Annotated in this window: 13 protein-coding genes; 9 read left to right on the top strand and 4 right to left on the bottom strand. The window is 59.4% G+C overall.

All coding sequences use genetic code 11. The features are described from left to right. Nucleotides 1–66 precede the first annotated feature (66 nt). The 5 genes from ACZ1HH_RS06820 (at nt 67) to ACZ1HH_RS06800 (ending at nt 6,753) form a co-directional block, all read left to right on the top strand. Nucleotides 67–216 carry a hypothetical protein gene (locus ACZ1HH_RS06820; protein ID WP_011538766.1) on the top strand — a complete coding sequence of 50 codons (150 nt, stop codon included), beginning with the start codon at nt 67–69 and terminating at the stop codon, nt 214–216. Further along, on the top strand, nt 206–1,738 hold the full coding sequence (locus ACZ1HH_RS06815; protein WP_416368459.1) for a hypothetical protein: 1,533 nt from the start codon (nt 206–208) through the stop codon (nt 1,736–1,738). The genes ACZ1HH_RS06820 and ACZ1HH_RS06815 overlap by 11 nt, the downstream gene beginning before the upstream one ends. 3 nt (nt 1,739–1,741) lie before the next feature. Next, a complete protein-coding gene (locus tag ACZ1HH_RS06810) occupies nt 1,742–2,695 on the top strand; it encodes a site-specific tyrosine recombinase XerD (protein WP_472636210.1) in 954 nt (317 codons plus the stop codon). A 79-nt stretch (nt 2,696–2,774) separates the two neighbouring features. Beyond that, the gene (locus tag ACZ1HH_RS06805; protein WP_011538763.1) at nt 2,775–4,088 is read left to right on the top strand and encodes an HlyC/CorC family transporter; all 1,314 of its coding nucleotides are present in this window, start codon (nt 2,775–2,777) and stop codon (nt 4,086–4,088) included. 247 nt (nt 4,089–4,335) lie between these two features. Next, nucleotides 4,336–6,753 carry a GcvT family protein gene (locus ACZ1HH_RS06800; RefSeq protein WP_472636209.1) on the top strand — a complete coding sequence of 806 codons (2,418 nt, stop codon included), beginning with the start codon at nt 4,336–4,338 and terminating at the stop codon, nt 6,751–6,753. 109 nt (nt 6,754–6,862) lie between these two features. On the opposite strand, the gene ssb is transcribed toward ACZ1HH_RS06800, so the two are convergent. After that, complete coding sequence (gene ssb / locus ACZ1HH_RS06795; protein ID WP_416368456.1) at nt 6,863–7,393, bottom strand: single-stranded DNA-binding protein; 531 nt, start codon at nt 7,391–7,393, stop codon at nt 6,863–6,865. 282 nt (nt 7,394–7,675) lie between these two features. Here ssb and ACZ1HH_RS06790 point away from each other — a divergent pair, with 282 nt between their 5' ends. From ACZ1HH_RS06790 to ACZ1HH_RS06775, 4 genes are all read left to right on the top strand, one after another. Next, nucleotides 7,676–8,251 carry a lytic transglycosylase domain-containing protein gene (locus ACZ1HH_RS06790; protein ID WP_011538760.1) on the top strand — a complete coding sequence of 192 codons (576 nt, stop codon included), beginning with the start codon at nt 7,676–7,678 and terminating at the stop codon, nt 8,249–8,251. Nucleotides 8,252–8,416: 165 nt separating this feature from the next. Next, nucleotides 8,417–8,791, top strand: a complete 375-nt coding sequence (locus ACZ1HH_RS06785; protein WP_011538759.1) for a hypothetical protein — start codon at nt 8,417–8,419, stop codon at nt 8,789–8,791. Between the two features lie 131 nt (nt 8,792–8,922). Continuing rightward, nucleotides 8,923–10,059, top strand: coding sequence for a cytochrome-c peroxidase (locus ACZ1HH_RS06780; protein WP_487320434.1), 1,137 nt, complete (start codon nt 8,923–8,925; stop codon nt 10,057–10,059). A 128-nt stretch (nt 10,060–10,187) separates the two neighbouring features. Then, nucleotides 10,188–11,603, top strand: coding sequence for a tetratricopeptide repeat-containing sulfotransferase family protein (locus ACZ1HH_RS06775; RefSeq protein WP_011538757.1), 1,416 nt, complete (start codon nt 10,188–10,190; stop codon nt 11,601–11,603). Between the two features lie 118 nt (nt 11,604–11,721). Here ACZ1HH_RS06775 and ACZ1HH_RS06770 read toward each other — a convergent pair whose 3' ends face one another. The 3 genes from ACZ1HH_RS06770 to ACZ1HH_RS06760 form a co-directional block, all read right to left on the bottom strand. Further along, on the bottom strand, nt 11,722–13,809 hold the full coding sequence (locus ACZ1HH_RS06770; RefSeq protein ID WP_168610652.1) for a dipeptide ABC transporter ATP-binding protein: 2,088 nt from the start codon (nt 13,807–13,809) through the stop codon (nt 11,722–11,724). Nucleotides 13,810–13,904: 95 nt separating this feature from the next. Continuing rightward, nucleotides 13,905–15,341, bottom strand: a complete 1,437-nt coding sequence (locus ACZ1HH_RS06765) for an ABC transporter permease (protein WP_011538755.1) — start codon at nt 15,339–15,341, stop codon at nt 13,905–13,907. Nucleotides 15,342–15,356: 15 nt separating this feature from the next. Continuing rightward, complete coding sequence (locus ACZ1HH_RS06760; RefSeq protein ID WP_011538754.1) at nt 15,357–16,409, bottom strand: ABC transporter permease; 1,053 nt, start codon at nt 16,407–16,409, stop codon at nt 15,357–15,359. Nucleotides 16,410–16,529 lie beyond the last annotated feature (120 nt).

Raw genomic sequence — 16,529 nt, 5'->3', positions numbered from 1 at the left:
GATATTGGCAAAAAGGCCATATATAAAACTCTCAAAACACACAAAGAAGCAGGCTCCGGGACACCCATGGCACGTTTGATAAAATACCTTGCTATTCTTATTGTACTCGCCGCAATCGCACTGATTGCTTATGCGTATGTGGGGCCTTGGTTTGGGGCGGATTTCTCGGCGCCCTCGGAAGAAGTGCGCAAGCCTGTGGTGCTCAATGCCGACTAAGACTGCATCGCTGGCGATCGGCGTCTTTTTGCTTGCGAGCGCGCCCGGAGACGCGCGCGAGCCGCTGGCCGCGATTGACTGGCTCAACAGTGCGCCGCCGGTTGCCAATATTCCAACGACCCTGCTCCAGGAACCCCCGGTCGCCAAGAGCGCCTATGGGCCGGACATTACCGTGACCCCGCTTGAGCGGCTTCTGCCGCCTGTGGGGCTGGTGCCACAGTCGCGCACCGGGCTTCCGATCACACTCTGGCAGGGCAGCCCGCCGGATCAGCTTGCGGGTTTGATCCGTGACGTGCCGGTTCAGGATCTGCCTTCGATGCAATCCTTGCTGATGACACTGCTGCTGACGGAAGCGCGCCCGCCGTTTCGTGACAATGATGAAATCCTGCTGGCGCGACTCGACCGGCTGCGTGATCTGGGCGCGACGGAACCGGTGCAGGCCCTTGTGCAAGAAGCAGGCCCCACCGAGAGCGCTGCACGTTTTGAACGCTGGTTTGATGCGACGCTCTTGAATGGGGACGAGGACCGCAGCTGCGCGGCGCTGACGGCCGATCCCTATTTGATGCAGGATTATCCGGCGCGCATCTTTTGCGCTGCACGCCGTGGGGATTGGCCAACTGCGGCATTGATGCTGGAAACAGCCGATGCGCTCGGGCTCCTTGAGTCCGACGAAATGGCGCTGCTGGATCGTTTCCTGAACCCGGATATCTACGAGGGCATGCCGCCGCTGCCGCTGCCGCAGAACCCGACCCCGCTCGAATTTCGCATGTTCGAGGCCATCGGCGAACCCATGCCGACCCGGTCGTTGCCACGCGCCTTTGCCAGTGCGGATCTGCGCGATGTGGCGGGCTGGAAGGCGCAGCTCGAAGCGGCAGAGCGCCTGACCCGCAGCCGCGCCATGAACCCCAATCAATTGCTTGGCCTGTTTACTCAACGAAAGCCCGCAGCCTCGGGAGGCATTTGGGATCGTGTCGAGGCCGTGCAACGCTTTGACGCGGCGCTTGGGACCGGCAGTGCCGAAGCGGTGCGCAAAACCCTGCCTGCGTTCTGGGCGGCGGCACAGGCGGCAGGGCTTGAGATGGCGATGGCAGATCTGTTTGCGCCGCGTCTGGCCGGTCTCGCACTCGACGGTCCGGCCGCACAGATCGCCTGGCACATGGGTCTGCTCTCGGCAGAGTATGAGATCGCCGCACAGTCTCCGCCCGACCAAAGCCGCGCGACCCGGTTCCTTGTCTCCCTCGCTCAAGGCACCCCTGCGATGGATCTGGCCTCGACACCACAGGAAAAGGCGATCGCCCGCGGTTTTGCTGCAGACAGCGAGATGCCAGCCGCCCAGAAACTGTTGCTGGATCAGGCCCGCTTGGGGGAGGCCATCCTGGTGACCATGAAGAGCTTTAGCCACGGTGCCGACGGCAATATCGAGGCAATCACCTTGTCACTCGCGGCGTTTCGGCGGATGGGTCTTGAAGACAGCGCCCGCCGCGCAGCGCTGCAGCTCCTGTTGTTGCCGCGAGGAAGCTGAACCATGCAGGCACCCGCGGACGATCTGCAATGGATCTCGACCTTTCTCGATGCGCAGGCCGCAGAACTCGGTGCAGCGCGCAACACGCTGCTGGCTTACGGGCGGGACCTTCGGAATGTCACCACCTGGATGCGCACCAAAGGGCAGAGCTTTGCGCAGATGCAGCAGGCTGACATCGAGGCCTATCTGATCTCATGCGATGCCGAGGGGCTGAGCCGCGCCACGCGTGCACGCCGCTTGTCCGCGATCAAGCAGATTTACCGTTTTGCTTTTGAAGAAGGATGGCGGCAGGACAACCCTGCCTTGCAGATCAAAGGACCGGGGCGCGACAAATCACTGCCCAAGACCCTTGATGAGGCAGAAGTTGATCGCCTCCTTGCTGCCGCGCGCGAAGTCGGGCGAACCGAGGCCGACAGGTTGCGCAACACCTGCCTGATGGAGCTTTTGTACGCGACGGGCATGCGGGTGAGCGAGCTGGTCTCGTTGCCGGTGTCCGCCACCCGAGGTGATCCCAACATGCTGTTGATCCTCGGCAAAGGTGGAAAAGAACGTATGGTCCCACTGTCGTCACCCGCCCGCGCGGCGCTAGGGGCGTGGATCGTGCTGCGCGACAGTCTTGAGGACAAGCGCGAAGGGCAGGGGCACAAGGCATCGCACTTTCTTTTTCCCTCGCGCAGTAAAGAGGGCCATCTTACGCGGCACCGGTTTTATCTCCTGATCAAAGAATTGGCGGTCGCAGGCGGCGTCTCGCCCGAAAAGGTCACACCGCATACGTTGCGTCATGCCTTTGCCACGCATCTGTTGCAAAACGGTGCAGACCTCAGGGCGATTCAGGCGCTCTTGGGGCATGCGGATATTGCAACAACCGAGATCTACACCCATGTGCTGGATGCACGGCTGGCGGAGTTGGTGCACCAGCATCACCCGCTTGCGGCAAAAGACGACGAAACCCGTTGATTTCGGGGGGCGCGCCGCTTGAACCACGGCGCTCTGCACCCCATAACCACTGAAACCCCACATCAATCAGGACCCTAAAATGGACAGCGCTACAGCCGCACTTGACACTTCCTTCTGGATTACCGCCGGGGGCATTGTTTTGTTGTTGGTTCTCTCCGGGTTCTTTTCGGGATCCGAGACCGCTTTGACGGCAGCCTCACGCGGCAAGCTGCGCAGCCAGGCCGACAAGGGATCGCGCGGCGCCGCGCGCGCACTCGAAGTCACCGAGGACAATGAGAAGCTGATCGGTTCGGTTCTTCTGGGCAACAACCTCGTGAACATCCTTGCCGCCTCGCTTGCGACGGCGCTTTTCACCAAACTCTTTGGAGAGAGCGGCGTGGCGCTCGCCACGCTCGTCATGACGCTTCTGGTGTTGATCTTTGCAGAGGTGCTGCCCAAGACCTATGCGATCACCAACTCCGAGAAGGCTGCGGCCGCGGTCGCGCCGATCATCGGCTCGCTGGTGAAAATCCTGGCCCCGATCGTGGGCGCGGTGCGCTTTCTCGTGCGCGGTGTGCTGCGTGTCTTTGGTGTAAAAATCGATCCCGACAGTCACATCATGGCGGTGCGCGAGGAAATCGTGGGCGCGCTTCAGATCGGCCATTCCGAAGGTGTGGTCGAGAAAGAAGACCGCGACCGTATCCTGGGGGCGCTTGATCTCTCTGACCGCTTTGTCGAAGAGATCATGCTCCACCGTTCAAAGATCGAAATGATTGACGCGGAGGCCGATCCCGAGGCGATTCTGGAGCAATGTCTGACGTCCTCGCACACGCGTCTGCCGCTCTATCGCAAGGATCAGGAAAACATTATCGGCGTGGTGCACGCCAAGGACCTGCTGCGGCAGATGTATGCCAAGATCGGTGGCGCGGATGGGGATGCCTCTGCGCTGCGTGATTTTCAGATCACCGAGGTCTGCAAGCCGCCCTATTTTGTGCCCGAAACCACGACGCTTGATGACCAGATGCGCCAGTTTCTGCGCATGCGGACGCATTTTGCACTGGTGGTGGATGAATATGGCTCGCTGCAGGGGCTGATCACGCTTGAGGATATTCTCGAAGAGATCGTGGGCGAGATCACCGATGAATTCGACCCCGCCGAGCAGAGTTTTGCGCGCAAGACCAGTGATGGGAACTTCATCGTCGAAGGGGCGACCACGATCCGCGATCTCAATCGTGCGATGGATTGGAACCTGCCGGATCTTGAGGCCAACACCGTTGCAGGCCTGGTTATCCATGAGGCACAGATGATCCCGACGGTGGGGCAGGTGTTCTCTTTCCACGGGTTTCGGTTCGAAGTGACGGCCCGAGAAGGTAATCGCGTGACACGGTTGAAGATCCGCCCCCTGCACGGCTGACACCGCACTATCAGCGAACTTATTCCTGTGTTTCGCTTTGGGCGGAGCCCAAGGCGAACTGCGCGGCGCCCTCCATTGGGGGGCGCCGCGCTTCGTACAAGATGAATGGTTTCTTTGTGGCAGAGTGCGTTGGGTCCGTGGGGCGACGATTAGGCTATTGTGCGACATCGGCGGTCGTTTTTTGACTGGACTAATGAACACATGTGTCCAGAATGGGGGAAATCGGTCCTGACAGGGAGATAAACCCATGAAAACCACCACGCGTGTGGCGATTATCGGCGGTGGCGTTGTTGGCTGTTCCGTCCTCTATCATCTGACAAAACTTGGCTGGTCCGATGTGATGCTGATCGAGCGGTCCGAGCTTACCTCGGGCTCAACCTGGCACGCCGCCGGTGGCTTTCACACGCTCAACGGCGACACCAATATGGCGGCGCTTCAGGGCTATACCATCAAGCTCTACAAAGAGCTCGAGGCCATCACCGGCATGTCGTGCGGCCTGCACCATGTGGGCGGCGTGACCCTTGCGGAGACGCAAGAGCGATTTGACATGTTGAAGGCAGAACGTGCCAAACATCGCTTTATGGGACTTGAGACAGAGATCGTAAGCCCCGAAGAAATCAAGAAAATCGCGCCTGTCACGAATATTGATGGGATCATTGGCGGCCTCTATGATCCGCTCGACGGCCACCTGGACCCCTCCGGTACCACGCATGCCTATGCCAAGGCCGCGCGGTTGGGCGGCGCGACGATCGAGACCCATTGCAAGGTGATCGAGACCAATCAACGCCCTGACGGAAGTTGGGACGTGGTCACGGAAAAAGGCACCATCCACGCCGAGCACATCGTCAATGCAGGTGGGCTCTGGGCGCGCGAAGTCGGGGCGATGGCGGGCATCTACTTTCCGCTGCACCCGATGGAGCACCAGTATATCGTCACCGACGAGGTGCCGCTTATAAAGGAGATTGTTGAGGCGGGCGGCGAGCATCCGCATGTGATGGATCCCGCTGGTGAAAGCTATCTGCGTCAAGAGGGTCGCGGGCTCTGTATCGGGTTCTATGAACAACCCTGCCGGCCCTGGGCGGTCGACGGAACCCCGTGGAACTTTGGTCATGAACTCCTGCCGGATGACTTCGACAAGATCGAAGACAGTATTGATTTTGCGTATAAACGTTTCCCAGCGCTGGCCGAGGCTGGGGTGAAGTCCGTGATCCACGGCCCCTTTACCTTTGCGCCAGATGGCAATCCTCTGGTGGGGCCGGTTCCGGGCGTGCGCAATTACTGGTCGGCCTGTGCCGTGATGGCCGGGTTCAGCCAGGGCGGCGGTGTCGGGTTGATGCTGGCGCAATGGATGGTCGATGGCGAGTGCGAACGCGACACCGCAGCCATGGATGTGGCGCGCTATGGCGATTGGATCACCCCCGGCTACACGCGCCCCAAAGTGGTCGAGAACTATCAGAAACGCTTCTCGATTTCTTATCCGAACGAAGAACTGCCTGCCGCGCGCCCCTTCCGCACAACGCCAATGTACGACATCTTTGATGAGATGGGCGCTGTCTGGGGGCACCAATATGGCATGGAGGTGCCCAACTATTTTGCCGCCGAGGGCCAGGCGAGGTTCGAAACGCCCTCCTTCCGCCGCTCCAACGCCTTTGAGGCCACTGCCCGCGAGGTGAAGGCCGTGCGAGAAGGCATTGGAATCAATGAGATTCACAACTTTGGCAAATATCGCATCACAGGCAGCGGTGCGCGCGCCTGGCTCGATCGCATCATGGCGGGCCGCGTGCCGCAACAAGGCCGCCTGAGCCTCACGCCGATGCTCTCACCCAAGGGACGCCTGATCGGGGATTTCACGATTTCCTGCCTCTCGGAGGGGGAGTTCCAGTTGACAGCGTCATATGGTGCGCAGGCCTATCACATGCGCTGGTTCCTGCAAAATCTCGATGCGAATGTTTCCATCGAGAATGTGTCGGATCAAGTGAACGGCTTTCAGATCGCAGGGCCAAAGGCCGCAGCGGTGCTGCAGGCCTGCACGCGGACCGATATCTCCGACATGCGCTTTCTCGATGTGCGTCGCCTGACGGTCGGGATGGTGGACTGCGTGGTGCAGCGGGTCAGTTACACGGGTGATCTTGGGTATGAAATTTACTGCGACCTGCCGAGCCAGCGTGCACTCTGGACGACCCTCTGGAGTGAAGGTCAGAGCCACGGGATGAAGCCCTTTGGCATGCGGGCCATGATGTCTTTGCGCTTGGACAAGTTCTTTGGATCTTGGCTGTCGGAGTTTTCGCCGGATTACACGGCGGCAGAGACCGGTCTCGATCGCTTTATCTCCTTTAAGAAATCCGTTGAATTTATTGGGAGATCCGCTGCCGAAGCCGAGCGGGAAACCGGGGCGGAGCGAAAGCTCTGCGCGTTTGAGGTCGACGCCGAAGACGCCGATGTGGTTGCCTATGAGCCGATCTGGCTCGATGGAGACGTCGTGGGGTTCTGCACCTCAGGTGGCTACAGCCATTTTGCGCAGAAATCCATCGCGCTTGGCTTTGTTCCGGTTGAGCGCGCAACAGAAGGTCTGGAGGTGGAGATCGAGATCCTCGGCAAGAAACAGCGCGCGCGGTTGATCACCGAGCCCCTGTTCGATGCGGATGGCGCCCGTATGCGCGGCTAGGGATGCGCCGGTAACATGTTGATTTAAATAAAAAGGCCCGACACACGTCGGGCCTTCTTGTTCCTGGCGAGATTTGTATCTCGCGGAGCGTTTCCAAAACGCGCGACGATCAGAACGGGATTTCGTCGTCGTCGATGTTTTGCGAGGGGCCACCGCCGCCAAAGCCACCGCCCTGGTTGCCACCGCCGCCGCCATAGCTGCCGCCACCACCGTAGCCGCCCCCGCCGCCACCGTAATCGCCGCCGCCCTGACCACCGCCAAAGCCGCCGCCGCCACCGCCGCCTTCGCCACGACCGTCGAGCATGGTGAGTGTGGAGCCAAAGCCCTGCAGCACAACCTCAGTAGAATAGCGATCCTGGCCGCTCTGGTCTTGCCACTTGCGGGTCTGCAGCTGACCTTCGACATAGACCTTGGACCCTTTGCGCAGATATTGCTCTGCCACACGCACCAGCCCTTCGTTGAAGATCGCAACCGAGTGCCACTCGGTCTTCTCGCGGCGCTCGCCGGTGTTGCGGTCTTTCCAGGTTTCGGAGGTCGCAATCCGCAGGTTGCAGACCTTGCCACCGTTCTGGAAGCTGCGCACCTCGGGGTCGCGGCCAAGGTTGCCGATCAGCATTACTTTGTTCAGGGATCCGGCCATGGGGGTCCTGTCCTTTGTTTTCTTATCTATTTCGGAGCGAGTGCGAGGCATCGCCAGAGCGTGATGTCGAATCCCGCTCGCTGTCTGCGGGTCAGAGTAACGAGCCTGACCGCGCGATGAAAGAGCGCCGGACGCGGGAAAGGGCGGTCTGCGCGTGATTTCCACAGGAGTTTGCGCAGAGTTTCGCAACCGGGAGGACACTTCTGCTGTGCTTATCTTTCATTTTAAGGAACGAGACGCTATATTCCCGCCATCTGAACCGAAGAGTTTTCGATTTCACACATGCGACGTATTTCGACTGCTGCTCTCATCGTGACCTGCCTTGCCACGCCTGTCGTGGCCAGTGATCTGTTCAGCAACAGCTCCAAGCGTAAGGTGTTTGCTGCCCAGACCAAGTTTCTGGATACCCGCGGGGCGACCCAATATCGCGGCTCGGAGCGGTTGAAACCCGACAGTCTTCAAGATGACGTGCTGCCGGTCTATCGCGGCAGCTATCGCGGGGAGTATCTGGAGGTGGCGCGCAGCGCTGCGCGTGCAAACGGTGTGCCAGAGGATCTCTTTTTGCGATTGGTGCAGCAGGAGAGCAACTGGAACCCCACCGCCGAGTCCCACAAGGGTGCGCTTGGTTTGGCGCAGTTGATGCCGCAGACCGCCCGTACTTTGGGCGTGGATCCGTTGGTCCCGGCTGAAAACCTGCGGGGTGGCGCCAAGTATCTCGCGCAGCAGTATCGCAAGTTCGGCTCTTGGCGACTTGCGCTGGCGGCTTATAACGCTGGACCTGAGGCGGTCACACGCCATGGCGGCGTGCCGCCCTACAAGGAAACCCAAAATTACGTGCGCAAGATCCTCGGCAGCTAATCGTGCCTTTGGAGTTGGTTGTGGCGGGTTTCTGTCCCTCGGTTGACGGGTGCGTTAATACAATTTTCAGCATCGTTAACCAATTTGCCGCGCCCCTATCGTTAACCGGTCATTAATCTGCCTTAATCAGACGTAAATCTCTCCCTCAACACGGAGGGACATTCAGTGAGTGGGAAAACGTTTGAAGGACAGCTGACACGGATCGGGTGGGAGCCCGGTGCGCGGCCGCGTCCTGAACTGGTGGACGACATTCTCGATTATCATGGCCGCGGTGGGCGTCGTGACATCGGCCCGACGCTTCTGGGCGTTGCCTTTGGCGCACTTCTGGGGCTGCTGCTCAAGGGCATGGCGTTGGATGGGTCGCCTTGGGGCGCGGGAACGGGGCTCTTTGGGGACGTCATCGGCGCCATTGCGCTCTGCGGTTTTCTGGGCGCGGTGCTGGTTGCGTTCTTGGCGGCGCTGCGCGCAAAGTCCCAACCAGAGCTATTGCAGTTTGCATCGATCAACCTGCTGACGCTGTTGATCGTTTATATGGTCTGAGTTTGACCACGAGATACCCTCGGGTGGGACTGTGGGGTTGAAAGGGCGCGGCGCATAGGGCTGCGTCCTTTCTGCATCTGGAAGTTGTGGTGGCGCTGCGCTAGACCGCTGCAAAGACCCCGGAGATCGCGATGTTCAAACTCTTACGCCATGCTTCCTGCCTTATACTATGTGCCGCGCCATTGGTTGCAGCTCCCTATCAGACAGCTGAGGATCTTGGGGAGGCGCTGTTCTTTGAGACGGATCTGTCTTTGAACCGCAGTCAGTCCTGTGCCACATGCCATGATCCCGGTGCGGGCTTCGTTGATCCCAGAGGTGACGCCGAAGGCGCGTTTTCCCGTGGAGACGATGGCGTGTCGCTTGGGGGGCGTCACGCGCCCACCGCAGCCTATGCAGCATTGTCGCCTGCCTTTCATCAGAATGACGCGGGCGAGTGGGTCGGGGGCCAGTTCTGGGATGGCCGTGCCGCGGATTTGGTAGAGCAGGCCGGAGGGCCGATCCTGAACCCCATCGAACTGGGGCTTTCAAGCCAAGCGGAGGCCATCGCTCGACTGGCCGCACATCCAGAGTATGTCGAGAGTTTTCAGACGCTCTATAGTGTCGACATCACCACAGATACGGAGGCGGGGTTCAAGGCGCTGACCCAAGCGCTCGCCGCCTTTGAGAGCAGTGACGTCTTTCAGCCTTTCGACAGCAAGTACGACCGCTTCTTGCGCGGGGATGCCGAGTTGAGCAGCGAAGAGGAGTTAGGCCGTCTCTTGTTCTTCTCCGAGCAGTTCACCAACTGCAACCAATGCCACCAGTTGCGCCGCAGCGCGATTGATCCCGCAGAGCCGTTTAGCGATTTTCGCTATCACAACATCGGTGTTCCCGCGAATCTGGCGGGTCGCCTTGAAAACGGGGTGGCAGAGGATTGGGTGGACGCCGGGCTTTATGAGAACCCCCGCGTTCTGGATCGCGCGGAGCGCGGCAAGTTTAAAACTCCCACGCTGCGGAATGTGGCCGTGACGGGGCCCTATATGCACAATGGGGTGTTTCAGGACCTGCGCACCGTTGTGCTGTTTTACAATCGCTACAACAGCAAGGCCGCCTCTGCACAGATCAACCCCGAGACCGGTGCACCCTGGGGAGAGATCCCGGTGCCGGACACATTGGCGCAAAAGGAGCTAACCCATGGGCCGGCACTGGATGATCGTCGGGTGGATGCGCTGGTTGCTTTTCTCAAAACGCTGACCGATTCCCGTTACGAGCCGCTCCTGCAGGAGTAGAAAGGCGGGCATTTAGGGATTGGGCGTTAAATTCCAAGAAAAAGACACAATTTCGAACCAAGCGCTTTACCGGGGATTCACTTCTGTCCCGCAACTTCGGCCCATCGTTACAGAAGGGCGAACAACACATGCTGGTAGAAAACAGCCATACTCCCGATGCCTTGGCTGAGGCATTTGCAACCGTCGACGGTCTTATGGCCACGGGCAAATTTGCACGCTCTCTCAGCGTGATGCTGCCTTTTGTTCAAACAGGTGAGCTGGATGCTGGCCTGCTGGATCGCACCGCCGATTGCTTCTTTGAAATGCGTGACTACGAGAATGCGGTCAACGTCATGCGCCATGTCACTGCAACCTGGCCCGATGATCCCTCCGCATGGGGCAAGCTTGGTCTGATGCTGCAAACCAAGGGCGATCTCCTTGGTGCCGAGCAGGCCTTTGAGGAAGTGCTGAAGCGCGATCCCAATTCGATCCCGGCGCTGACTGCGCTCAACGGGATTGAGACATTTTCCGTCGACAGCCTCTATGCCCAGCGCCTGATGTCGCTCTCCGAGCGTGAGGATCTGGATGCCAAACACCGTGCCTTGATCCACTATGCGCTGGCCCAGATCGCCCATGGGTCGGGCGAGGCAGAGGTCGCATTTACGCTGTTCCAATCTGCGCGCAACGAGGTGGCCGGTCCTTTTGCGCCTGCGATTTTCGACGAGATGGTCGCCGAGCAAGAAGCCCTGTTTGAACCGCGCCCGGCCTCTGAAGATGCGTCGCTGCTGCCCAAACTGGTCTTTATCGGCGGCATGCCGATGTCTGGCACTGGTCTGGTGGATCGAATTCTCGCACAGCACCCTGGTGTGTTCAGTGTTGGCGCAAAAACGGCGCTCTCGCGCACCCATGGTGCCATCCGCATGCATCTCGCCAAGACCGACCGTCCCTGCAACTACTGGGATTGGATGGAGCATCTGAGCGCAGAAGAAATCGACATCTTCCGTCAGTACTACCTTGAGCGCGCCCTTGGCGGTCAGGTGGCTGGTGGCAAGACCATTGTTGACGCGCATCCGCTGGGATGTCTGGAATTCGGCCTTGCACAATTCCTCTTCCCCGAGGCCAAATTTGTCTTCATGTCGCGTCACCCGATGGACACGGCGCTGGCCAATATCGCGTCCAACGTGCTGAACGGCAATGCGCTGGCATCGCGTACCGAGTGGATCGCTCAGGTGATGCGCACGGTCTATTCCTCGGCGACCGTCTATGCTTCCAAACTTGGCGACAGCATGCGCCTGCAGTCCTACGAGGCGCTGGTGCAAAACTCCGAGCGTGAAATCGGCCTCCTCTTGGAGCATGCGGGTCTTGAATACAACGCCGCATGCCTCACACCAAATGCGCTCTGTGACGTGCCGCAGATTGCGACCATGCTTGGTCAGGAAGAGCTCTCGACTGAGACGCAGAACCAGTGGCTCCCCTATGAGGAGCAGCTGCAGGGGTTCTACGAGCAACTGGGCGGCGAACGCTGGGTCTCTGCTTGGGAAGATTTTGACAAGACACTGCGCTGATCCCTGACGCGGTCACGGCCAGCGACAGAAGTCCTGTCCGACAAATGCCATAGGATTTGGCAATCTCAGCGGCCTTCCCAATCGGGAAGGCCGCTTTGTTTTCAAACGGGCAAAGGCATCACTCCGCCGCGATCTTGATGACCGGCTCCATACTCTCCAGAACTTCGCCGCTCAGATGGCATTTGATCTGGTGCCCGTTTTCAAGGGTCTGGATGGGCGGCACCTCAGCCTCGCAGAGGCCACCTGGAACCTTCGATTTCCAACGGCAACGAGTCTGAAACGGGCACCCGGAGGGCGGGTTCATGGCCGAAGGGATATCCCCCTCAAGCACGATATGGGTCTTTTCGACCGATGTGTCCGCGATTGGCACAGCAGACAACAGCGCCTCGGTATAGGGGTGATAGGGCGGTGAGAACACCTGCTCGGTATCGCCAAGCTCGACCACATGACCGAGATACATCACCATCACCCGATCGCTGAGATAGCGCACAATCGAGAGATCGTGACTGATAAAGAGCAGGGTCGTCTTCTCATTGCGCTGGATCTCCATCAGGAGATCGGTCACAGCAGCCTGCACCGACACATCCAGCGCCGAGACGGGTTCATCCGCAACCACGATCCGCGCGCCCCCGGCAAAGGCACGGGCAATACCAACCCGCTGTTTCTGCCCGCCCGAGAGCTGTCGCGGCATCCGGTCGGCAAAGGCACGTGGCAGCTTCACCAGATCCAGAAGTTCGAGCATGCGCTGCTTTCTTGCGCCATCGCTGTCACCGATGCCAAAGATCTCCAGCGCCCGGATGATCTGCCGCCCGACCGTCATCGAAGGATTGAGCGTGTCGAAGGGGTTCTGGAACACCATTTGCACATCGGAAATGGTCTTTGCATCCCGCGCCTCGATCGGCACGTCCTCGATGTTGCGGTCGTCCAGAAGGATCTCGCCCTCGGTCGCTGTTTCCAGCCCCATCAGTACCTTGGCAAATGTGGATTTACCGCAGCCGGACTCGCCAACGATGGCAAGCGTCTCGGATTCGCGCGCCTCAAAGCTCAGTGTCTCATTGGCTTTGACAACCTTTCGCGCGCCGCCCCCAAACAGCGCATTGGCCGCGACCTCGTAATATTTCTTGAGCTTGTCCATCTTGAGCACAACCCGCCCGGGCTCTGTCTTGCTGGTTTGCTCCGCCAGAGCGAGCGGTGCGTTCCAGTCGATTTCTTCAAAGCGCAGACAGCGGGTATGGTGGCGTTCATTGCCCGGCACCGCCGCCATTGCGATGTCGCTTGCATCACAGCGCCCGGCTTCGAAATAGTCACAGCGTGGGCCAAAGTTGCAGCCGCGCGGGCGTTCATGGGGCAGGGGAAAGTTGCCGGGGATCGCCACCAGCGGACGCGCGTTCTTGTCGGCGCCAGGCAGGGGAATTGAGCGGAACAAGGCCTGCGTGTAGGGGTGGCGCATGTGGTCAAAGACATCCTCAATCGACCCGCGCTCAACCGCTTCACCGGAATACATCACGCAAATCCGGTCACATGTCTCAAGAACAAGCCCGAGGTTGTGCGAGATAAACAGCATTGAGGTGCCGTATTTCTTGCCCAGATCCTTGACCAGTTCGACCACCGCGGCCTCAACGGTCACATCAAGTGCGGTGGTAGGCTCATCGAGGATCAAGAGTGCAGGCTTGGACATCAGTGCCATTGCAATGACGATCCGCTGCTGCTGCCCGCCCGAGAGCTGATGCGGATAGGAATTCAGCATCCGCTTGGGATCCGGCAGTTTTACATCCGTGACCACCTCGAGCGCGCGATCATAGGCCTCTTTCTCGCTGACACCCTCATGAATCATCGGCACTTCCATCAGTTGCTTGCCGATTTTCATCGCCGGATTGAGCGAGGCCATCGGCTCCTGATAGATCATCGCGATCTCGTTGCCGCGCACATCTCGCAGCTCCTCGGCGCTCATCTCCGCGAGATCACGGCCCTTGAACTTGATCGAACCACCGACGATGCGCCCGTTCTTGCCCAGATCCTGCATGACGCCCAACGCCACGGTGGATTTGCCGCAGCCGGATTCTCCGACCAGCCCAACCGCTTCGCCCGGTTGCACGGCGACCGAAAAGTCCATCACCGCTGGAATCTCGCGCAGCCTTGTAAAAAATGAGATCGACAGCTTGTCGATTTCAAGGATCGGGCCGTCATAGTCTGCGAGTTTGCTCATTTTGCTCTCCCTGACGGGTCAGCCGAGACCTCAAAGCCTCTTCTAACCCAAAATATCCCGGGGGTCCGGGGGCAGCGCCCCCGGCCGTGTTCTCATCAGTCCCGAAGGCTCTCTTCACGCAATCCATCTGCCAGCAGGTTGAGCCCAAGAACAAGGCTCATCAGGGCAATGGCGGGCGGCAGGGCGGGGTGCAGATAGATCGACAACAGCTTGCGTCCATCATTGATGGTGGAGCCCCAATCGGGGCTTTCCGGCGGCAGGCCAAGGCCAAAAAATCCAAGTGTTCCCAGTAGGATGGTGGTGTACCCAATGCGCAGGCAGAAATCGACGATCAATGGACCGCGGACATTGGGCAGGATCTCCCACAGCATGATGTACCAGGGGCGCTCACCACGGGTCTGCGCGGCAGCGACGTAGTCGCGGGTCTTGATGTCCAGCGCAAGGCCACGCACGATCCGAAACACCGTGGGGGAGTTCACAAACACCACCGAGACAAACACCACCAGCACCCCCCCGGGAATGTCAAAGAAATCCAGCGGCCAAAACGCGATTTTGGAACCTTCGGCGTTGATGAGCGACATGTACATCAGGACCATCGGAACCAGAACCAACGCCAGCCAGAAAGCGTTCTTGCTGGGCTGTGTGCGAAATCTTGAGTGGATCAAGACCCCGCAAAACACCATTGGAAAGGCAAAGAGCACCACCGCCATATACTGCGGCAGGCCTGTCGCAACGATCTCGGGCGTCACCAGAAGGTAGAACAGCAGGATCACCGGAAAGGCCAGAATGAGGTTGGCAAGGAAGGACAGGAACGTATCGAGCTTGCCACCGTAATAGCCTGCCGGAAGCCCCAATGTGATCCCAACCATAAAGGCAAAAAGCGTTGCCAGAGGCGCGTACTTCAATACCTCCCACGCCCCTTTGACCATGCGAGAGAACACGTCCCGTGCAAGGTTGTCTCCACCGAGAAGATACCAGGCATATTCTCCGTCTTCCACGCTGCGCAACGGAGTGCCGGGGACTTTGTTTTTCATGCCGGAGACCTGCGCCAGCGGGTCATGGGTGGCGATAAGGTCCATCGCACCAAAGACGCCGGTGAAGACCCAGAACATCACGAGGCCAAACCCGATCATGCCGATGGGGCTGTCAAAGAGCTTGCCATAGAGCCCAAGGCGTCTCTTGAACTTGATCGACAGCGAGAACAGCAAGAGCAGCGCGACCCAGGTGGGCCACATCTGCTGTGAAATTGCTCCGATGATCCCCGCACCCGTGCCCATGATCAGGCCCAGGACGAGATAGGCGAGTGCGATCGCCGCGACCGCGCCGAATGTGGCGCGCACCGCCAGCGCGGCCATCGCCTGCGGATTGCCTGCAAGAGAGAGGCTGCCATCGGCATTTGCCACATAGCGTGTGCCCGCGCTCATTGCGGACGCCAACATCCAGATCACAATGCTCGCCGCCAGCAGGATGAGCGCGATCACCAGGATCGGTGTGAGAAAGCCAAGAGCGCCAGTCCAAGTCAAAGGGTCCATGAAAAGCCTCCTGCCTTACGAGATACGGATACGGGGGTTCAAGAAGATGTAGCCGATGTCGGAAATCAGCTGCGTCAACAGAACCACGATGACGGAGACGACCGAAATCGCCAGCAGAAGCTCGATGTCGTTGTTGCTGGCCGCCTCGACCAGTGCCCAGCCGAAGCCCTTGTAGTTAAACAAGGTTTCGACAATCACGACTCCGTTCAACAACCAGGGGAACTGCAGCATGATTACCGTGAAGGGGGCAATCAACGCATTGCGCAGCGCGTGGCGCAGAACGATGTTTGGAAAACTCACCCCCTTAAGGCGTGCAGTCCGGATGTATTGGGCCGTCATCACTTCGGTCATGGAGGCGCGTGTCATCCGGGCGATATAGCCCATGCCATAGAGCGCGATGGTCAGTACCGGCAGGAAGAAATTCTCAAACGTCGGGTTCTCCATGGCAGCGGTTGCGGTGCCTTTGAACCATTTGAGCCCCACTGTGGAGGAGGCAAAGACCGCAATGAAGATCACGCCCGACACATATTCCGGCGTCGCGGTCGTCATGATCGACACGGTCGACAGGGACCTGTCGGTTGCCGAACCTTCGCGCATCCCGGCCAGAACGCCCACGATCAGCGCCGAGGGCACCATGAGGATCAAAACCCACATCATCAGATAGCCGGTGTTGCCCAGCCGGGTCTGGATGATTTCGCTCACGTCTGTTTTGAAACGTGTGGAATAGCCCCAGTCGCCTTGCAGAATGCCACAAAACCGCGCGGCCTGCGCGGCTTCTTCCGGGGTGACGGTTCCATCAATGCAACGCCCGGTGACGCCTTCCTCGCCGCTGCGCTGCCAACCGGGAACCACGCCCAGCCACTGGCCGTATTTCAACAGCATCGGCTGACCGTAGCCATTCTTATCAAGCCAGCTTGCAACCGCTTCGTCCGACATGCGGAAGTTGCCTTCGGTCTTGGCGAGTTTTTCGAGGTTTGGATAGAGATTGGTCATCACGAAGACGATGAACGTCAGGCACAAAGCCGTAATGATCATCACACCCGTGCGGCGCAATATGAATGGTCCCATGTGTTCCCCTGCAGACTGGCGGTCAGCTGGCCCTGAGACATTTGGACGTGGGTCGTCCAAATCGCGGAGGCCTTTATTGTTTTGAATTCAGGCGTGGTGCGTTGGGCCTGCCCCCAATCC

It is taken from the genome of Epibacterium sp. HA2-3, assembly GCF_055693725.2.
This window is presented reverse-complemented; position numbering and strand designations above follow the sequence as displayed.

Bases quoted from the DNA above. Each gene is read 5' to 3' on its own strand.
- ACZ1HH_RS06815 (WP_416368459.1), top strand. From the start codon at position 206: ATGCCGACTAAGACTGCATCGCTGGCGATCGGCGTCTTTTTGCTTGCG.
- ACZ1HH_RS06790 (WP_011538760.1), top strand. From the start codon at position 7,676: ATGCGACGTATTTCGACTGCTGCTCTCATCGTGACCTGCCTTGCCACG.
- ACZ1HH_RS06775 (WP_011538757.1), top strand. From the start codon at position 10,188: ATGCTGGTAGAAAACAGCCATACTCCCGATGCCTTGGCTGAGGCATTT.
- ssb (WP_416368456.1), bottom strand. From the start codon at position 7,393: ATGGCCGGATCCCTGAACAAAGTAATGCTGATCGGCAACCTTGGCCGC.
- ACZ1HH_RS06760 (WP_011538754.1), bottom strand. From the start codon at position 16,409: ATGGGACCATTCATATTGCGCCGCACGGGTGTGATGATCATTACGGCT.
- ACZ1HH_RS06820 (WP_011538766.1), top strand. From the start codon at position 67: ATGGCACGTTTGATAAAATACCTTGCTATTCTTATTGTACTCGCCGCA.
- ACZ1HH_RS06810 (WP_472636210.1), top strand. From the start codon at position 1,742: ATGCAGGCACCCGCGGACGATCTGCAATGGATCTCGACCTTTCTCGAT.
- ACZ1HH_RS06770 (WP_168610652.1), bottom strand. From the start codon at position 13,809: ATGAGCAAACTCGCAGACTATGACGGCCCGATCCTTGAAATCGACAAG.
- ACZ1HH_RS06780 (WP_487320434.1), top strand. From the start codon at position 8,923: ATGTTCAAACTCTTACGCCATGCTTCCTGCCTTATACTATGTGCCGCG.
- ACZ1HH_RS06805 (WP_011538763.1), top strand. From the start codon at position 2,775: ATGGACAGCGCTACAGCCGCACTTGACACTTCCTTCTGGATTACCGCC.
- ACZ1HH_RS06765 (WP_011538755.1), bottom strand. From the start codon at position 15,341: ATGGACCCTTTGACTTGGACTGGCGCTCTTGGCTTTCTCACACCGATC.
- ACZ1HH_RS06800 (WP_472636209.1), top strand. From the start codon at position 4,336: ATGAAAACCACCACGCGTGTGGCGATTATCGGCGGTGGCGTTGTTGGC.